The organism is Sphingosinicella flava (assembly GCF_016025255.1).
Lineage (GTDB): Bacteria > Pseudomonadota > Alphaproteobacteria > Sphingomonadales > Sphingomonadaceae > Allosphingosinicella > Allosphingosinicella flava.
The window spans coordinates 404683-419732 of sequence record NZ_CP065592.1; the positions used below are offsets into that span (position 1 = coordinate 404683).

The 15050-nt window shown below is 57.7% G+C and carries 15 protein-coding genes; 8 read left to right on the forward strand and 7 right to left on the reverse strand.

What is annotated here, in order from left to right:
- The first annotated feature begins 273 nt into the window (after positions 1 to 273).
- The 7 genes from IC614_RS02075 to IC614_RS02105 all read left to right on the forward strand — a co-directional run bounded on the left by IC614_RS02075 (position 274) and on the right by IC614_RS02105 (position 6215).
- Complete coding sequence (locus IC614_RS02075; protein WP_404829138.1) at positions 274 to 561, forward strand: type II toxin-antitoxin system Y4mF family antitoxin; 288 nt, start codon at positions 274 to 276, stop codon at positions 559 to 561.
- Complete coding sequence (locus IC614_RS02080; RefSeq protein WP_200972096.1) at positions 558 to 1835, forward strand: type II toxin-antitoxin system HipA family toxin; 1278 nt, start codon at positions 558 to 560, stop codon at positions 1833 to 1835. The genes IC614_RS02075 and IC614_RS02080 overlap by 4 nt, the downstream gene beginning before the upstream one ends.
- A 223-nt stretch (positions 1836 to 2058) precedes the next feature.
- Positions 2059 to 3216 carry a tyrosine-type recombinase/integrase gene (locus IC614_RS02085; RefSeq protein WP_200972097.1) on the forward strand — a complete coding sequence of 386 codons (1158 nt, stop codon included), beginning with the start codon at positions 2059 to 2061 and terminating at the stop codon, positions 3214 to 3216.
- Positions 3209 to 3838: a hypothetical protein gene (locus IC614_RS02090; RefSeq protein WP_200972098.1), complete on the forward strand. Its 630-nt coding sequence runs from the start codon at positions 3209 to 3211 to the stop codon at positions 3836 to 3838. Before IC614_RS02085 ends, IC614_RS02090 begins: the two co-directional genes overlap by 8 nt.
- A 114-nt stretch (positions 3839 to 3952) precedes the next feature.
- On the forward strand, positions 3953 to 4162 hold the full coding sequence (locus IC614_RS02095) for a helix-turn-helix transcriptional regulator (RefSeq protein WP_200972099.1): 210 nt from the start codon (positions 3953 to 3955) through the stop codon (positions 4160 to 4162).
- Positions 4162 to 4428 (forward strand): hypothetical protein, encoded by a 267-nt coding sequence (locus IC614_RS02100; protein ID WP_200972100.1) that lies wholly within the window; start codon positions 4162 to 4164, stop codon positions 4426 to 4428. Before IC614_RS02095 ends, IC614_RS02100 begins: the two co-directional genes overlap by 1 nt.
- Entirely contained in the window at positions 4425 to 6215 is a 1791-nt protein-coding gene (locus IC614_RS02105) for a bifunctional DNA primase/polymerase (RefSeq protein WP_200972101.1), read from the forward strand. The genes IC614_RS02100 and IC614_RS02105 overlap by 4 nt, the downstream gene beginning before the upstream one ends.
- A 131-nt stretch (positions 6216 to 6346) precedes the next feature.
- On the opposite strand, the gene IC614_RS02110 is transcribed toward IC614_RS02105, so the two are convergent.
- The 5 genes from IC614_RS02110 to IC614_RS02130 all read right to left on the reverse strand — a co-directional run bounded on the left by IC614_RS02110 (position 6347) and on the right by IC614_RS02130 (position 8175).
- On the reverse strand, positions 6347 to 6640 hold the full coding sequence (locus tag IC614_RS02110; RefSeq protein WP_200972102.1) for a hypothetical protein: 294 nt from the start codon (positions 6638 to 6640) through the stop codon (positions 6347 to 6349).
- 71 nt (positions 6641 to 6711) lie between these two features.
- Entirely contained in the window at positions 6712 to 6939 is a 228-nt protein-coding gene (locus tag IC614_RS02115) for a hypothetical protein (protein ID WP_200972103.1), read from the reverse strand.
- A 193-nt stretch (positions 6940 to 7132) separates the two neighbouring features.
- Positions 7133 to 7543: a hypothetical protein gene (locus tag IC614_RS02120; protein WP_207791137.1), complete on the reverse strand. Its 411-nt coding sequence runs from the start codon at positions 7541 to 7543 to the stop codon at positions 7133 to 7135.
- Positions 7544 to 7566: 23 nt separating this feature from the next.
- Positions 7567 to 7782, reverse strand: coding sequence for a hypothetical protein (locus IC614_RS02125; protein ID WP_200972105.1), 216 nt, complete (start codon positions 7780 to 7782; stop codon positions 7567 to 7569).
- Between the two features lie 111 nt (positions 7783 to 7893).
- Complete coding sequence (locus IC614_RS02130; protein WP_226372695.1) at positions 7894 to 8175, reverse strand: helix-turn-helix domain-containing protein; 282 nt, start codon at positions 8173 to 8175, stop codon at positions 7894 to 7896.
- Between the two features lie 98 nt (positions 8176 to 8273).
- On the opposite strand from IC614_RS02130, the gene IC614_RS02135 reads away from it, so the two are divergent.
- A complete protein-coding gene (locus tag IC614_RS02135; RefSeq protein WP_200972106.1) occupies positions 8274 to 8507 on the forward strand; it encodes a DUF5818 domain-containing protein in 234 nt (77 codons plus the stop codon).
- A gap of 4 nt (positions 8508 to 8511) precedes the next feature.
- Here the strand turns inward: IC614_RS02135 and IC614_RS02140 are convergent, their stop codons facing one another.
- Positions 8512 to 11835 (reverse strand): DEAD/DEAH box helicase family protein, encoded by a 3324-nt coding sequence (locus IC614_RS02140; protein WP_200972107.1) that lies wholly within the window; start codon positions 11833 to 11835, stop codon positions 8512 to 8514.
- A complete protein-coding gene (locus IC614_RS02145) occupies positions 11835 to 15026 on the reverse strand; it encodes a site-specific DNA-methyltransferase (protein WP_200972108.1) in 3192 nt (1063 codons plus the stop codon). Before IC614_RS02145 ends, IC614_RS02140 begins: the two co-directional genes overlap by 1 nt.
- Positions 15027 to 15050: the final 24 nt, after the last annotated feature.

Below are 15050 nucleotides of genomic sequence, written 5' to 3' on the forward strand. Positions count from 1 at the left end.
ATTCTGCGTCATTTCGCATCTTGGGGAACGCGAAAACGTATCTTCGACCCGCTGATTCCGAGGCGTATTACTTCAGGCCTATTCATGCAAGTTTGGGCGCCCGGGACCCCCGTGATACCCACACGGAAGATCGTCAAATTTCTGGGTATCAGAGCGTAGAGGGTAATGGCGGTGTGATCTGTCTACCGGCCGAGCCACAGCTTCATATCGATCGCAATTGCGTGCGTCAGGAAAATTCCTGATCGGTAACATCTTTGGTTTAGCATCACCTGATTGAATGAAATTTACCGATCGGGAATATTGGCCTTGCATCGGCATGAAAATGTTGATAATGTCCCGTTCGGGAAAATTATCATGCTTGATACGACTACCGTAGGGAAAATCGTCCGCGAGGAACGTAAGGCACTGGGACTGCGTCAGGCAGAGCTTGCCGCTGCCAGCGGTGTTGGCGTGCGCTTCCTTGTGGACTTGGAACGAGGCAAGCCGACTGTCCAGCTTGGTCGTGTTCTCGCAGTGCTGGCGGCGCTGGGGTGCTCGCTCGATATTCGGCGGCCGCAATGAGCGGGCCGATCCTCGACAATCTTGTCGTTTGGTGGGGACAGCGCATTACGGGGACGCTTTCGATCGATCGGGGCGGCGCGATGCATTTCACCTATGTTGCCGATTGGCTGGCTGATCCCGACGCGCCTTCATTGTCGCGCGCGATGCCCAAACGCGAAGCCGAATATGACGATGCGATCTGCAAGGCGGTCTTTGGCGGTCTGCTCCCCGAAGAAGCGCAGCGCACCGCGATTGCCCGCGCGCTCGGTGTTTCGCCCGACAACCCCTTTCGCTTGCTGGCGGCGCTGGGTGGCGATGTCGCGGGTGCGCTCGCGTTTCTTCCCACAGGTGAGATTCCACCAGAGGCGACGACTGGCGACCCGGAACCCTTGGACGATGCAGCGCTTGCCGGTTTGATCGCCCGGTTGCCGCGCGTGCCGATGCTTGCCGGGGAAGGGGGTGCACGTCTCAGCCTCGCCGGAGCGCAATCCAAGCTCCCGGTTGTGCTTGTCGGCGGCAAGATCGCCGTTCCCTTACCCGGTCAGCCTTCAACCCATCTGATCAAGCCTGAGCCTGACCGGTTTTCCGGTCTTGCCGCGAATGAGGCTCTCTGCCTCGCCCTTGCGCGCGCCGTCGGCCTTGATGCCGTTGATGCCGAATGGAGGCAGGTCAACGGGCGGCCCTATCTGCTTGTGACCCGCTACGATCGTGTGGCAGCGGATGGCGAAGTCCGGCGGTTGCATCAAGAGGATTTTGCGCAGGCGCTTGGTGTTCCATCGAACCGCAAATATGCGGCTGAAGGCGGGCCGGTGTTTCGCGACTGCTTCGCCCTGCTGCGTGAGGCGGCGGCACGTCCGGCGCTTGAGGTGCTGAAGCTGGTCGATGCCGCCATCTTCAATGTTATCATCGGCAATGCCGACGCCCATGCGAAGAACTTCAGCCTGCTGCGGCAGGAGGACCGGGGCGGTCCTATTGTCCTCGCTCCGCTCTATGACTTGGTCGGCACGGTGATCTGGCCCGAGCTGTCTTCACGCTTCGCGATGACGTTCGGCGGAGCCGCGACGTTGGAGCAGTTGGAGGCCAAGCATTTCGATCGGTTCGCAGCCGATGCGGGCGTCGCAGCGCCCTTCGTGCGGCGTCGGGCATCGCAACTGGCGGAAGCCGTGGCCGATACAATCGGGCGTGACTTGAACGTTCCGGGGCTTGATGATCCCGAACTCATAGCGGCACAGGCGAACGTTATTCAGGATCGTGCTCAGCGTTTCACGCTCAAGGCAAGTGTGCGCGATCGATAGACGACGCGCAATCGCGTGAGACTGAAAAACCCAGAATCAGTGTCGCGCCGTCTGGTCCGCGTATCGACGTAGAGCCTCGATCTAAAGCACCCCCCGGGTTGCGGGTGGCATAGTCAAATCGCATCGTGCTGAACTTTCCCGATGCAGGCCCTTCGGACACTGGGAATTTCTTTGAGATTGGCCGATTTCCGTGATTATTGAAGTGTCATCGAAAGGATGACACATGCCGGTAAAGGCCCTGACCAACAAGACGCTCGAAGCTCTGAAACCGAATGCGAAGCGCTATGAGGTCCATGACCTCTTGTGCCCCGGCATGAGCGTCCGAGTTTCAGCGCAGGGGCAAAAGGTCTTCTCGGTCAAGTTTCGATATGGCCTCAATCAGAAGCGCATGAAGCTCGGCGTCTATCCCCGCATTACATTGGCCACGGCCCGTGAGAAAGCGATGGATATCTTGCGGCAGGTTGATGAAGGCATCGATCCGACCAAGCGTCGCCGCACGCCTAATATGAAGGTCGAAGCCGTTTGCGGGGAATTCATCCGTCTTCACGCGCAGGCCCGCAACAAAAGCTGGCGCGAGGCCGAGCGCATCTTGGTACGGGAATTCGTCGGCACCTTCGGGCAGCGTGATATCCGCGAGATCAAGCGGTTCGACGTTTTGGAAATCATGGATGCCGCCGTCGCGCGCGGATCGACCTATCAGGCTAACCGCATCCTCTCGAACATCCGCAAACTCTTCAATTGGTGTGTTGAACGCGGCATCGTCGAGATCAGCCCCATCAACGGCCTCAAAGCCCCGACCAAGGAGGAGTCGCGTGATAGGGTGTTGGAAGATGACGAAATCGTACGCCTGCTGCGCGCGTGCCGCAATGACGTCTACCCCTTCCGCCAGTTCGTACCGATCCTGCTGGCGACCGCGCAACGCCGGGGAGAGTTGGCTGAAATGCGCTGGAGCGAGGTTGATCTTACCGCCAAGCAGTGGGTCATTCCGGCCGATCGATCCAAGAACGGCAAGCCGCATGTCGTGCCGCTCAGTCCCTATGCACTCGACGTCTTGAACGAGGTGCCGCGCTTTCTCGACTGCGATTATGTGTTCACCACGACCCGGAATTCGCCGGTCAGCGGCTTTTCGAAGATGCTACGCCGCCTGTCCGAAGGTTCGCAGACATCAGACTGGCGATTGCACGATTTGAGGCGGACCGCCGCATCAGGCATGGCGAGGGCGGGCGTTGCCCCGCATGTCGTCGAAAAGGTGCTGAACCACATCAGCGGCACAATTTCCGGTGTGGCCGCCGTCTACAATCGCTATGCCTATGATGCCGAGAAGCGGGAGGCATTGGACGATTGGGGGCGGGTTCTTGAGCAACTCGGAAAGCATGAATGAATTTGACGACGCCTTCATGGCGAAATTACGCGGGACGTTGCGAATTGCGGGCCGCGCACATGACGAACGAATAAAGCGGCTCCAAACGCGATTGCAGGAGGTCGGCCGTCATTATCGGCACGTCATAGCAACCACACCGTCCGATCTTCCAAATGCGCCGATGAACAAGAGCCTGACGCAACGGGCCAGCTGGCTTGAAACGCAGGTCATCAATCCCTTGAAACGCCTTGCCGAAGCGCTCGAACCAGCACAGCGGTCAATGTTCTCGACATGGCCGGAGGATTCGAAGCCGCCGCTCATCCCTGACTTCGACACGCTACATGCCCAACTGGAAGAGTTGGCCGTTTTTGCTGATTATCTACATGGTTGCCTTCGCTATCAGCAGTCAGAGGATGCAGGGCACAGTCAGGAAATCCGGGCGATGCTGGTCTATGATATCGTCCGCGCTCTGGTAGAGTTTGTACCTGAAGTGCCGCCAAGTCGGGGCACATACGATGCCGTGGACAAACGCTATATCGGCAGTTTCCCCGAAGCCGTGATCGCCATCTATCACGAAATCACCGACGCCTATGACGAGCGTCTCGACCGGCTCTTAGCCCAATTTTCCTCAGGCCCAATCTAGCCGCTGCACATTGCAGCAGAAATCCGCGCGCAGCGCACATCGAGCCCTGTAGTATCTCTTCGCCGTCTGGGAATATTTCGTTGCCGTCAATCACGACAACGAAAGGAAATTCACATGACGGCACCACCATCAAACAAGATATTGTTAACGCGGAGCGACCTGCCGCGTCTCGGACTCAACCTCTCGCCATCGACTTTGCTGCGGCTCGAAGCCGCCGGACAGTTCCCCAAGCGGGTTCGCATCGGCGCACACTCGGTCGCGTGGCTGGCGTCGGAAATTCATGCGCACATAGAAGCGCTCGCCGCCGATCGGGAGGCAGGGTGATGGGCAAGCGAAGCAAGAAGCGCGAAGCGGTGCAAGCTCCTCAGGCAACCGAGCTCGATATTGAATTCAAGGTCACGATACAGGAGGTCCATTGCCGAACCGGCACCTTGTGCGACAAGCGCTCGCAAACCTTTTCATTTTCGCTGGACCATGACTTCGAGAAGGCGGCCGACTGGTTGAAATCCGAGGCCGCTTACACCGTGTTCGACGACCTGAGCGGTGAAATCGCAGCATTCCTCGACGCGGCATTGGAGGATACGCAATGAGCGCGTTCTCGGCGAATGCCAGTGAAAAGGCGATCATTCGATGTCGATTTGATCGCCGCGCCAGCTTTCGGGGGCTGATGAAATGGTTCGCCGGGCAGGGCATACCTGTCCTGCCGATCCACGGCGTCATCGATGGTCGCTGCACCTGTGGCGACAATCAATGTTCAAGCCCCGGTAAGCATCCGATCAGTTCTCTGGTGCCGCACGGTGTAAAGGACGCAACGACCGATCAGAAAACGATCCGGCGCTGGCATCGCAAGCACCCGGACATGAACTATGCGGTGGCCACCGATGGGCTGACCGTGATCGATTGCGACAGCAGGGAGGCGTGGCAAGCCTTTCGCGCTGAATGCGATCCGCCGCCAACATTGCTCGTGAAAACGGCCAGAGGGTTCCATTGCTATCTCCGGGGGGAAATGTCTCCCCGGATCGGCATTCGGACCAAACTGGACATCAAGAGCAAGGCAAACAGCTATGTCGTCGGGCCGGGTTCACGGCACCTATCCGGTGCGATCTATGCGGTGTGGGAGGATGAGCCCATCGCGGATTTGCCGGATAACATCTCCAGCATTACGGCTGAACGTTCTCAAGAGGAAACCGTCAGTGACAACGCCCTGATCCCAAAAGGTCAGCGCAACACCATACTGACAGGCTGGGCGGGATATTTGCGGCGTCTGGGCGCGCCACGAAAGGCCATATTGGCGACCTTGCGAGCGGCAAATGACGTTCTTTCCGACGACCCGTTGCCGGACAGCGAACTGCGATCCATCGCGCGCAGCATCTCCAAGAAGCCCGGCAAGGAATGGCCAACCGTCATTCCCTTCTCGGACATACCAGAGGAGGAACTAGATTGGATATGGTATCCCTATATCTGCGCCGGGACCGTGGGGCTGCTCGACGGCGATCCGGGTGAAGGCAAGAGCCAGCTGTGCGTCTGGGTTTGTGCCCGCGTCAGTAGGGGCGATCTGCTGCCCAACGGCGATCCCATTCCGCCTGCCAACTGTTTCCTGTTCAATTTCGAAGACCTGCCCGGTGCGGTGATCCGAAAACGGCTGGAGGCAAACGGAGCGGACCTGTCGCGGGTGTTCATACAGTCGCGCCGCTTTCAGTTGACGCAGGAGATGGTCGATTGGCTGGAAGCCCAGATTGCGAAGCATCAACCTCGGCTGGTGTTCTTGGACCCGATACAGGCTTTCATGTCGGGTGTGGACGCCAGCAACAACATTGAGGTCCGAGGCTTCATGGAAAAGCTGGTCGAGATCGCCGAACGGCAGCGGTGCGCGATCATCACCGTCCGACATTTCGGCAAAGGCCCGCAAGACAGGGCAATGAAGAAGGGTATCGGTGCGACGGACTTTGTAGGCATTGCCCGCAGTCAATGGGGCCTTGCGAGGCGCAGAGACGGCGTGCGCGGCTTTGTCGTTTTCCACTTCAAGGCAAACTCGGAGAAGGGGCAGGCCATGCTCTTTACCATGGGCGATGCCGATGGACGCAAAGGCGAGCAGCCGAAAATTGCCTTTGACCGCTTCGAGGACATCGATGCCGACACGTTCTTTTCCGAACCTACAGCAAAACGTGGGCCGGTCCAGAACGAGCAGGAAGACGCCAAGGGCTATTTGTCCGAACGCCTCGCAGACGGTCCTAAGCCGGTTAAGGCGCTCAAAACGGACGCTGAGGCACGAGGGATAGGGTCTTCGACGCTGAACCGGGCTGCCGACGCTTTGGACGTCATCAAGGCCAAGGGAGAAGATGGCCGGTGGTACTGGTCACTGCCGTCTAAGGATTGATCTACTTTCCAAGATTCCAAGTTTTCATGCCGGGGTGCGCGCAAATCGATTTCACGCGATTACGTGCGGCCCCGGCATTGTTTTTTGCGTCATTGTCGGCGGTGAAAACATGGAAACTTGGAAAGTGGGTGTCACACTGCGGGGGTGGATGATAGGGCCTTGCGGGCTTCCTCCAGCGCCTTCGATCCCGGCGTCCACTGCCACGGCTGCCGGGCGACGTGATCCTTGCCCAATGTCGGATAGAGCTTGGTCTGCTTCGCAGCGAGGCGCAGCAGCATCCGCGCATCTCGCGGGGACATCTTCATTTCGCGGGAAAGCTGATCGAGCGTGACCATGTTCGGATTGTCCTTGTCGCTGGTCGCCTTCTTGCTTGTATCAAGTTGCGGCTTTGCAGCCGGGGCGGGGGCGTTCGTCGTAGTGGTCATTGTCGTTCACTCCTTGGTTGTTGAACGACATTTCCATTAAGATGGGTTCGGAAGGCGTGTCAGGAGAAATCCTAGAAATTCCAGTCGATTTCCATGAGCGGGATCGAGAACGACGCTTTCCCATCGGTGAAGAAATATTCGTCGTCATCGCTGCCGATCTCGAATGTGTATCGGTGCCCGTCCACGTCGATATGAATGATCTCGTCGGGCGTGTGGATCACGTCGATCATCGCGCCGGGGAATAACGCCTGCGCGTGGGATAATAGATGCGACCAGTCGAGCCGCTCGTCGTTGGACATGATGGCCTCCTTTCGTTGACCATCTTCCCAATAAGATCATGGGTGCTTCGAAGTCAGGAAAAATCCCGCGCAAGGCCCGCTGATTTCCCCGCGACTGCCGGTGCGCAAATTCGCGCCATGCGGTCAGGACCCGCTGATTCCAAAACAGGCTATCGGCGTTTCGAGATGCGCAGAAATCGGAGTCTCAGGTGGGTTACCGGCTTTCGCCGGGCATCCACCGGAAACCAGAAGGATCAGCAAGGACGCGCAGCTGGTCGAGATATAGCGTCTTCGCCGCATATTCTGCTTCCCGCAGGCGTCTCACCGTATCGATGCGATTGCCTCCACGCGGGCGCGGATGACCACCCGACCCGCACAGGCGGCTCCGCAGCTTGGCGGCCTTGCGGCGGGCGCGGGAGAGTTCATTCATGCCCTGCACCGTATAGCTGAGGCGTTGCGCCTCTCGAGAACCGAACCGGCCTCCGGCATAGTAGATCACTTCGCAGCGTCGTGCCGTGACCGGGCAGATGAAGTAGCAACGGTGGCCCCCGAACGGTGATGCCACCATTTCGACGGCGACATGCTGATTGATGGCACCATTTGGCATATCACCGCTGATCGTCATGACGCCGCCCCGTTCGATGTCGCTCAAATCGATGCGCAGGCGCGCACTGGCAGTGCTGAGGCGCCGATTGAGCAGTGTACCGTGTCGCACATGCATTCGCCGGGGCGAACAACGCCCAGCCGCCGCAATATGCGAATGTCGAGTGCCAGCGTTTGCTCGACGTTGCCGATATGCGTTGAACGCCGCGCGCCTGATCCGATGCCGCCCATGAAAATCTCCTGCGTCTTGGACAGCATCATACATCGAGACCAGCGCCGTCTCAGGCCCAACCTCCGGCTCTCCGGACGGCGGCTCTGTGCCTCTCAAGCTGGCTTTTCAACGAAATACTGTGGCTTGGGGTAGGTCCGGCCTCAGTCCAGTAGCCGCCCCGGCGTCACGCCCAAGGCAGTGGCGAGCTTGTCTACCACGGTAATCGTCGGGTTGCGCGCGCCACGCTCAAGGTCGCTGATATAGGTCCGGTGCAAGCCAGCCTCGTCCGCGAACGCTTCCTGCGACCAACCCTTTTCCTGCCGCAGCAGACGCAGATTTCTCGCAAGACGTTCCCTAATATCCATCGCTGCGACATGGACCGCCATGTAGCCAATCAGTCTACAGACAATCGGTGACAATTCACTTTGCCAGACCGCCGCCACTTTCTTATCGATGTCACTGATCGACTACATAGAGAGGTGGCTATGCATCGCCAAACAGACCAATGCCGCTAGGTACGCTTCATACCGTTGAGGGTATTGTGCGCCGGGAACCGCGCCGGTTCATCCTTGCAGTTCATGGCGGCGGAGAATGGGAGCTTGAGCCGGACCGTCACGTCGTGCGCCACGTCGATTGCGCGGTCGTGATAGAAGGGGTCCGAACCGGCTTCAACCGCCTAGAGGTTGTGCGGATCAAGCGCGAGGGGGATGAGTGGCCGCCGAGCCAGAGCTGGACGGCTTGGTTCAACCGCTGGAGAAAACGGCGGGACGGCTAGCGTTCTAGGCGCCGTTTGCCACTAACTTGCATAGATAGGCGTCGCGCCCGCTGTCCATGAACAGCACGTTGCGCGCCTCCAAATCGGCCTTGGTCACGCCCGATCCGAGATTCAGTAAATTCCCGAACGCGGTTTCCGACAGGATGAACGCGCTCAGCTCGAGCTGATCATCGCCGAGTTGCGCCTCGATGTCCTTAATCGTCGTATGAAGCGCAAATTTGGGATCACCGAGGTCGAGATTACGAATGCCCTTGGGATCAACGAAGCTGAGCCATTGCCGCCCGGTCGCATCATCCACCAGCCACAACAGAAAATCAGGATAGAAATTGCCTGCGAGCGCGAACCCGAGGCCTTTCGACTTCGTGTCGGCATTGCGCAGCAGATAGAGACTGCGATTACCTATTGCCTGCTTTCCCGCCGCCGATTCATAGAACGCCTGGAGGTCCTCAACGAATTTCACCTCGCTAGGCGCGTCGAAGGCGATCGGCCTCATTTTCAGCGGCAGCTCTTTGCCATGTTCGGGCGAGAGCAGGGGATAATAGAGATGCCTGCCAAAGCTAATCGCTACCATGTTCGCAGCGTGCCATTTGCTCGCTTTGCCAATGTCGCCGGCGGCCACGATGGCCTTCAGCTCCTCCAGCCGCTTGCGATAGGCTTCGCCGTCATCGCTATCGTCAACGTCGATCTGGTAAAGCTTGAGCATCGAACCGTGATCGGCGGTAATTTCCGCCACATCATAGAATTGCCCTTCATATCCGGCCTTCAGGCTCTGATAAAAGCGATTGGTGTAGTCCGTCAGCAATCGGATCAGGATCGACTGCTGTTTCAACACATCGCCAAAACCGCTGACCGCCAGCTCGGCTTTCGGGGCAAAGAGCGTATACCAATCATCCTGCCCGGTGCAGAAATCGATCAGCCGCTTCCGGTCAAGACGCAGATTACTCCAGCTCTTGAGGAGTTTGTATTCCTGCACCGCCAGAAAGATCTGGTCCCAGTCGAATATCGCTATCGCTTGGCGGTCGAGCTTGCCGGAGTGGCGCGCCTCGCCCTTCTCGACAATCTTGCCTTTATCCTGTGAGTTAAGTGCCTCGACACGGGGATACAGATCGAGCGTGATATGCGGCGTCTTGATCTTTCCCGCGAAGTCGGCGGGCACTTCATACAGCCAAGGATAATGGGTCCGCTTGAAACCCTTCGCCTGATTGTCCTTATAGCCGTCGCGGAGTTTGAGCGTCTTGAGGTTTTTGTCCGTGGGCAAGTTCGCCTTGGTCGGAAAGTCGATCTGGATCATTTCGTCGCTGGGCGTAATGCCTTCTTCGATCAGATAATCCTTGAAGGTCGCCATATAATCAGCGCGGACACCGAAGATGTTCAGCGTTTCCAGCTTGTCGAGATAAGCTCCCTTGGGCCATTCATGGGGCACGGAACGCTTGAGCGACATATTGCGGCCTTTGAGGCGCACCCCGCGCCCGAAGAGCTGGATGATCTGAGACCCTTCGCCTCGCCCCATGTTGAGCAAGCCCATTGTCGCAACCCGCCAGCTTGACCAGCCTTCGGTGAATTTGCGCGAGCCGATCAGGACGGTCATCTTGCTGTCCGGCCGGTTGATCGTCTGAAACAAGCCTGCGCCGAAATCGTCGGTTTCGCTGTCAAAAGGCTCTTCGCCCTCATCAGCGGTTTTGAAGAAACCGCTATCGTCGCCGATGCTGATCAGGCCGAAGGGTTCGGACGTGCCCACCCGCAGCGCCAGCTCGCCCTTGCTGCCCTTCAGGTTGACGAGCTTCAGGCGCTGGCGAGAACCGGCGTTGAACATCCTCCGCAGTATGTCGCCGTAGACCGAATCCGCGTCCTGCCCAAGTAGCGGCGTGAACCGACCTTCGAAGATGCTCCGGCCCTTGGTGTCGAGCAGTTGGGCGTGATCGGCGATCAGTTCGGTGATCCATACTTTCATCTGCGCGTCGTCGTTCAGGAAACGGCCAAGGAATCGCAGCACCGTTAGGATGTCGCTATCCTCGCCCGCGACCGTGTTGCCAACGAACACCCACAGGGGCCTTTCGATATTGAAATCGGCGATCGCGTCGCCTTTGGTCTCCCATAGCAGGAGCTGCTGATAGAAACTCAAAAGGCAGGCCGTGAAGTAAAGCGCGCGGACTTGCTCGTCCGCATCGTCGGCAAGGTTCAGGATCAGGGATTCCTTGCCGTAACCATCAGCATAGAAGAACTTGTAGCTGTAATCGAACAGGATCGCCTTGGCGTAGGTTTCTCGGACGGCATCCAGCTTGGCCCGGCGCTGCTCGGCGGTCGTGAGTGCGATCGAATCCCGCTGGGGCTGTGTCAGCGACCTGAGGCTTGTCGTTTCAAACTTCAGCCGGGCTTTGCGCTTAAGGATATCCTCTTCGGCCTTTTCGACGGTAAAGCCCTTGGCCACGGCCTGCGAGAAGGTTGCTGAATATTCGAAGGCAAAGCCCTTGCTCACCAGCGCTTCGCGCCGCGCCATCCATGCGCCGCCCGCGCTGCCGGTGCCGCGATGCCCTTCATCGACGAGCACCAGATTGTCGCCTTCGAACGCATCGACCGCGACGGTTTTGTCCCCCATCTCGTCGCCGAGCTTGTTGATGTCGATCACTTCGATCGTGCCAGGGAAGTCGGGTGCTCGGTTCTTGTCGAACAGGCGATGGAAGGAAAAGCCCGACAGTGACAACTCGTCGAGATGTTGGCGCGATAGCCCTTCATTGGGGGTCAGCAGGATGATCTTGTCAGGGAAGGCCTTGCCGCCCTTGGCCCGAAAATAATACAGGTATTGCTTGATGTTGACGTGCAGGAGCAGGGTCTTGCCGCTGCCGGTCGCACTCCAAAATGCGATCTTGGAAAGGTCGGCCTCCACATAGTCACGGAAGGGTTCGGCGCCATTTTCGGCGCGATAGCGCTCCAGCTCGTCGTTCAGTCCGGTGAGCAGCTCGTCGCGACGGTTGAAATACCAGTCGAGATAGATTTCGCTGAAAAGCAGGCTCAAATATTGGAAATATTTCATCGTCAGCACGCTGCCCTCGACGGCATTGCGCTTGTGGGTGATAGCCTGCCAGTGGCTGACGATGTTCAGGTCATAGCGGCGTAGCTCGGCCGCATCGATCCGATCGACATCGAACAAGTTTCGAGTCAGTTCGTGGAAGAAACCCGTCTGGCCGTCATCGTCCACGCCTTCATGGCGCGGGTCAGCCAGCCGGCCCTTGAGCGCGGCAAGCCCGTCTCCCTTGAAGAAGCCAAGCATCCAGCGATTGAGCACCAGCTCCTGATGAAAGGTGCGGCGAGGACGTGGGGCGCGAGCCATCAGGCGTCACCCGTCTCAAACATCGCTTCCAAAAATGCCGGTTCGATCTGACGGAGCTTGAGCGTCTTGGTGACCTCACCATCCTCTGCGCTGCTGGTCAGCACGGACGGGATGTTATGATCGCCGTTGATGTAGACCACTTCATATTCGCTATCGGCGGGGTTGATCGCCAGCTTGTCGCACAGCTTGGCGAGGCCCTCATAATCGAGCGTGTCGCAATCGCGCCAAAGAACGAGCGTGCGTTCGCCGGTCGGCAGCGTGCCCTCTACCGCGACGAAGCCCTGCTTGAGTTGGATATCGATATGCCGGACGGTGAGGCCGATCAGATAGTTGAACGTCTCGACAAGATCGATCTTGGTCGGGGCATAGGCACCCGCGCTGTCCACAGCGATATTGAGCGTATAATCGAATGGTTTGCGCAAATCCTCGACCGACAGGATAGAACCACGCGCCTCGACATCCAGCATATAGCGAATGAGATAGTCATCGCGGGCACCAGACGTAACCGCGTCGAGCAATCCGGTCTGAGCGTCGTCGCGCTTCAGGTTCAGATTGTTGAGCGTGTCCTCATAGCTTTCAATCTTCAGCACCTTGAAGGCGTGGCTGATACCGGTTTCGGGTGCAGTAGGTCTGCCATCGCTCCAAGTGTCGGAATAAACGATCTTCTGCGCGCGTCGCCGCAACACAGGATCAAAGTAATCCCCCTGCTCGACCAATATATATCGACGCTCACCTTTATCGTCTCTGTTGAGAGACATCACGGCGTGGGCCGTTGTGCCGCTTCCGCCAAAATAGTCTAAAACTATCGCTTCTTTATCTTTTCGCACTACAGCGGAAATCGAGGCTTTTGTTGCGTAGAGCGCCTTGGGATAGCCAAAGGCTTTCCGCCCACCGATTATGTTTTTTAGTAGGTTGGTTCCATGGCTCGACGCATCCAAACTGGGGTCGATCCATATCGTCTTTGGCTTGCGACCTTCTTTGATCCGGTCCTTGAGCTGGACAGAATATTCGCCTTCACCCTGCCGTTTCGCGATAAAATCGCCTATCAGCACATGCTCAAGGATTTTCTGTCGATCTGACCACCGCCAGACTCGACGCTCTCCATTCGAGTCTATTGGCATGACGCGAGCAAGCGCGACATCTGATGTAAGGCTTTCGAACGTGACCTCTTTTATTTCGCCATCAATGATACGAAACGCGGAAATTGCTTCATATTCAGAAGGGTAATCGGCGGTTCTTTTACCACCGATGCCCACAATCCTATTGGACTCTCGATCAACAAAAAGAGGGTATTCGGAATTTGGGCGATCGTCAGGTGTTGAAAGGCCGCCGCTGCGCCTAAATGGGAGCAGTCGATACTCCGAAATTTCGTCCTCGTACTTATATCCCTCGCCCTGCTCATCGCTCAATACTTCATCGCATATTATAGCGACTTCGGGGTTATTGGCATACGCAACCGCATAATCGTGACTCGTCGCGAAGAAGCTATTTATACCTCTACCACGAGGGTTGCTCTGAATTGCAATCGTGCCAATATATTTTTCTTCTGAGAAAATCTCGTCAAGAGAAGATTTGAGACGATAAAGCTCCATGTCATCAATGGTGATTTGAAATATGCAGTCACGGGTCATAAATTTCTTAGAGGCCCCGACGCGACCTTCTATCATCGTAAGCCAAGACGAATGCTTGTATTGGTTTTTGTAGAAGAATGTAGCTTCTGACGTATTGTAGGGCGGATCGATGTAAACGCACTTCACCTTTTCCCGATACCGCTCGGAGAGCAGCGTCAGCGCCTGGAAATTGTCCCCATGCACCAACAGCCCGTCCATGCTGCCGTCCAAATCGGGAATAGCCTTGAGCAAGTCCGCCCGAAACGCCGCATCGAACAGCGCGGTATCTACCATCAGATAGGGCGATGCCTTCAGGTCATCGACACTGCCGGCATCGGCGCTGTCGCGCATTCCCAGATCGTGCCACTGCGCCCATTGCGCCTGATTGCCGGCGATGGCCGGGTAAAGCGTCTCGGGCACACGATCAAGGGTCACGCAGTAATGCGCCGCGACGACGAACTTCTTCTTTAGCCACAGTTTCTTCTGAAAATCCTCGATACTCGCGAGGAAGGTGATCAGATCCAGCGCGATGGCGCGCAGGCATTGGATCATCCGCAAATTCTTCTCGATCGCGGCGAACGCCTGCGCGTTCTGCACATCGTCGAGATTCATCACCTCGTTTTTGACGTAGAAATCCAGCTCGCGACGTAGGAACCCGCCCAGATCCTTGTGGATGAAATAGTCGGCGGTGTTCTTTTGCGTGTAGGTGCTCAGGTGCTTTTCGAGCAGCGTGCGCTGCGGGTTCTTCTCCGTCGGCGCGCGCTCGGTCAGGCCCTGCCAACCGGCTTTGACGGTCTCATCGCCCAGAACCGCCGCAACCGCCTGATCGACCAAGACATCCTGTTTGCTGCCCTTGGGCATCGCGCGATATTCAAAGCGGATGACCAGATCGCCGCCTTCCTCGGTGATAGGGACGATCTCGTCCTCGTAAGGCTCGCCGTCCTCGTCGATCAGCTCTACCGTCCGCGCTTCGGCCAGCACGAACCGACGTTCCTTGTCATTGTCCTTGCGATTGTCCTTGGCGGTATCCGCCGCGACCAGCCGGAAATGCACGGTCCGCCCATCGTCAAGCCTGAAGGCGTAGTTGGAAAAGGCTTCGCCCGACTTGGTGTAATATTGATCCTTGTTGGCCCAATGGAGCACCACCTCTTCCCCGGCGTAGGGGATGGCGTAGGTGTCGCCCTTGTACCGCCGCTGACTGATGAAATCGCCCTTGTCGTAATAGCGGCTGAAAAAGGCGAGCAGGTGGGTGAAGACGGCGTTCTCGTGTTCCGATGCGCCGGATGCCGCATCCTTCAGCGCGGCGCGCAGGTCCTTCACCTTGACGGTGGTTTCGGGATCGAAGCCAAGCCCCTGCGCTGCCTTGATGGCGTCGTCCAGATCGCGCTGGAGATGCTCGCTGCTCGCTTGATTGCCGCTTGCCAGCGCCTCCGCGACGCGCTCTTTCAGCCGAGTCGAGAGATAGGCATTGATCTCGTCGGCGCGGGCATTGAGGATTCGATAGACACCGAAATCCAGCTCGGGCCGGTCGATCTGGAAAATCTCACGCAGCTTGGTGACGAGCGCGTCGTAGTTACTCATTGAGAATCAAACTCCCCCTAGGCG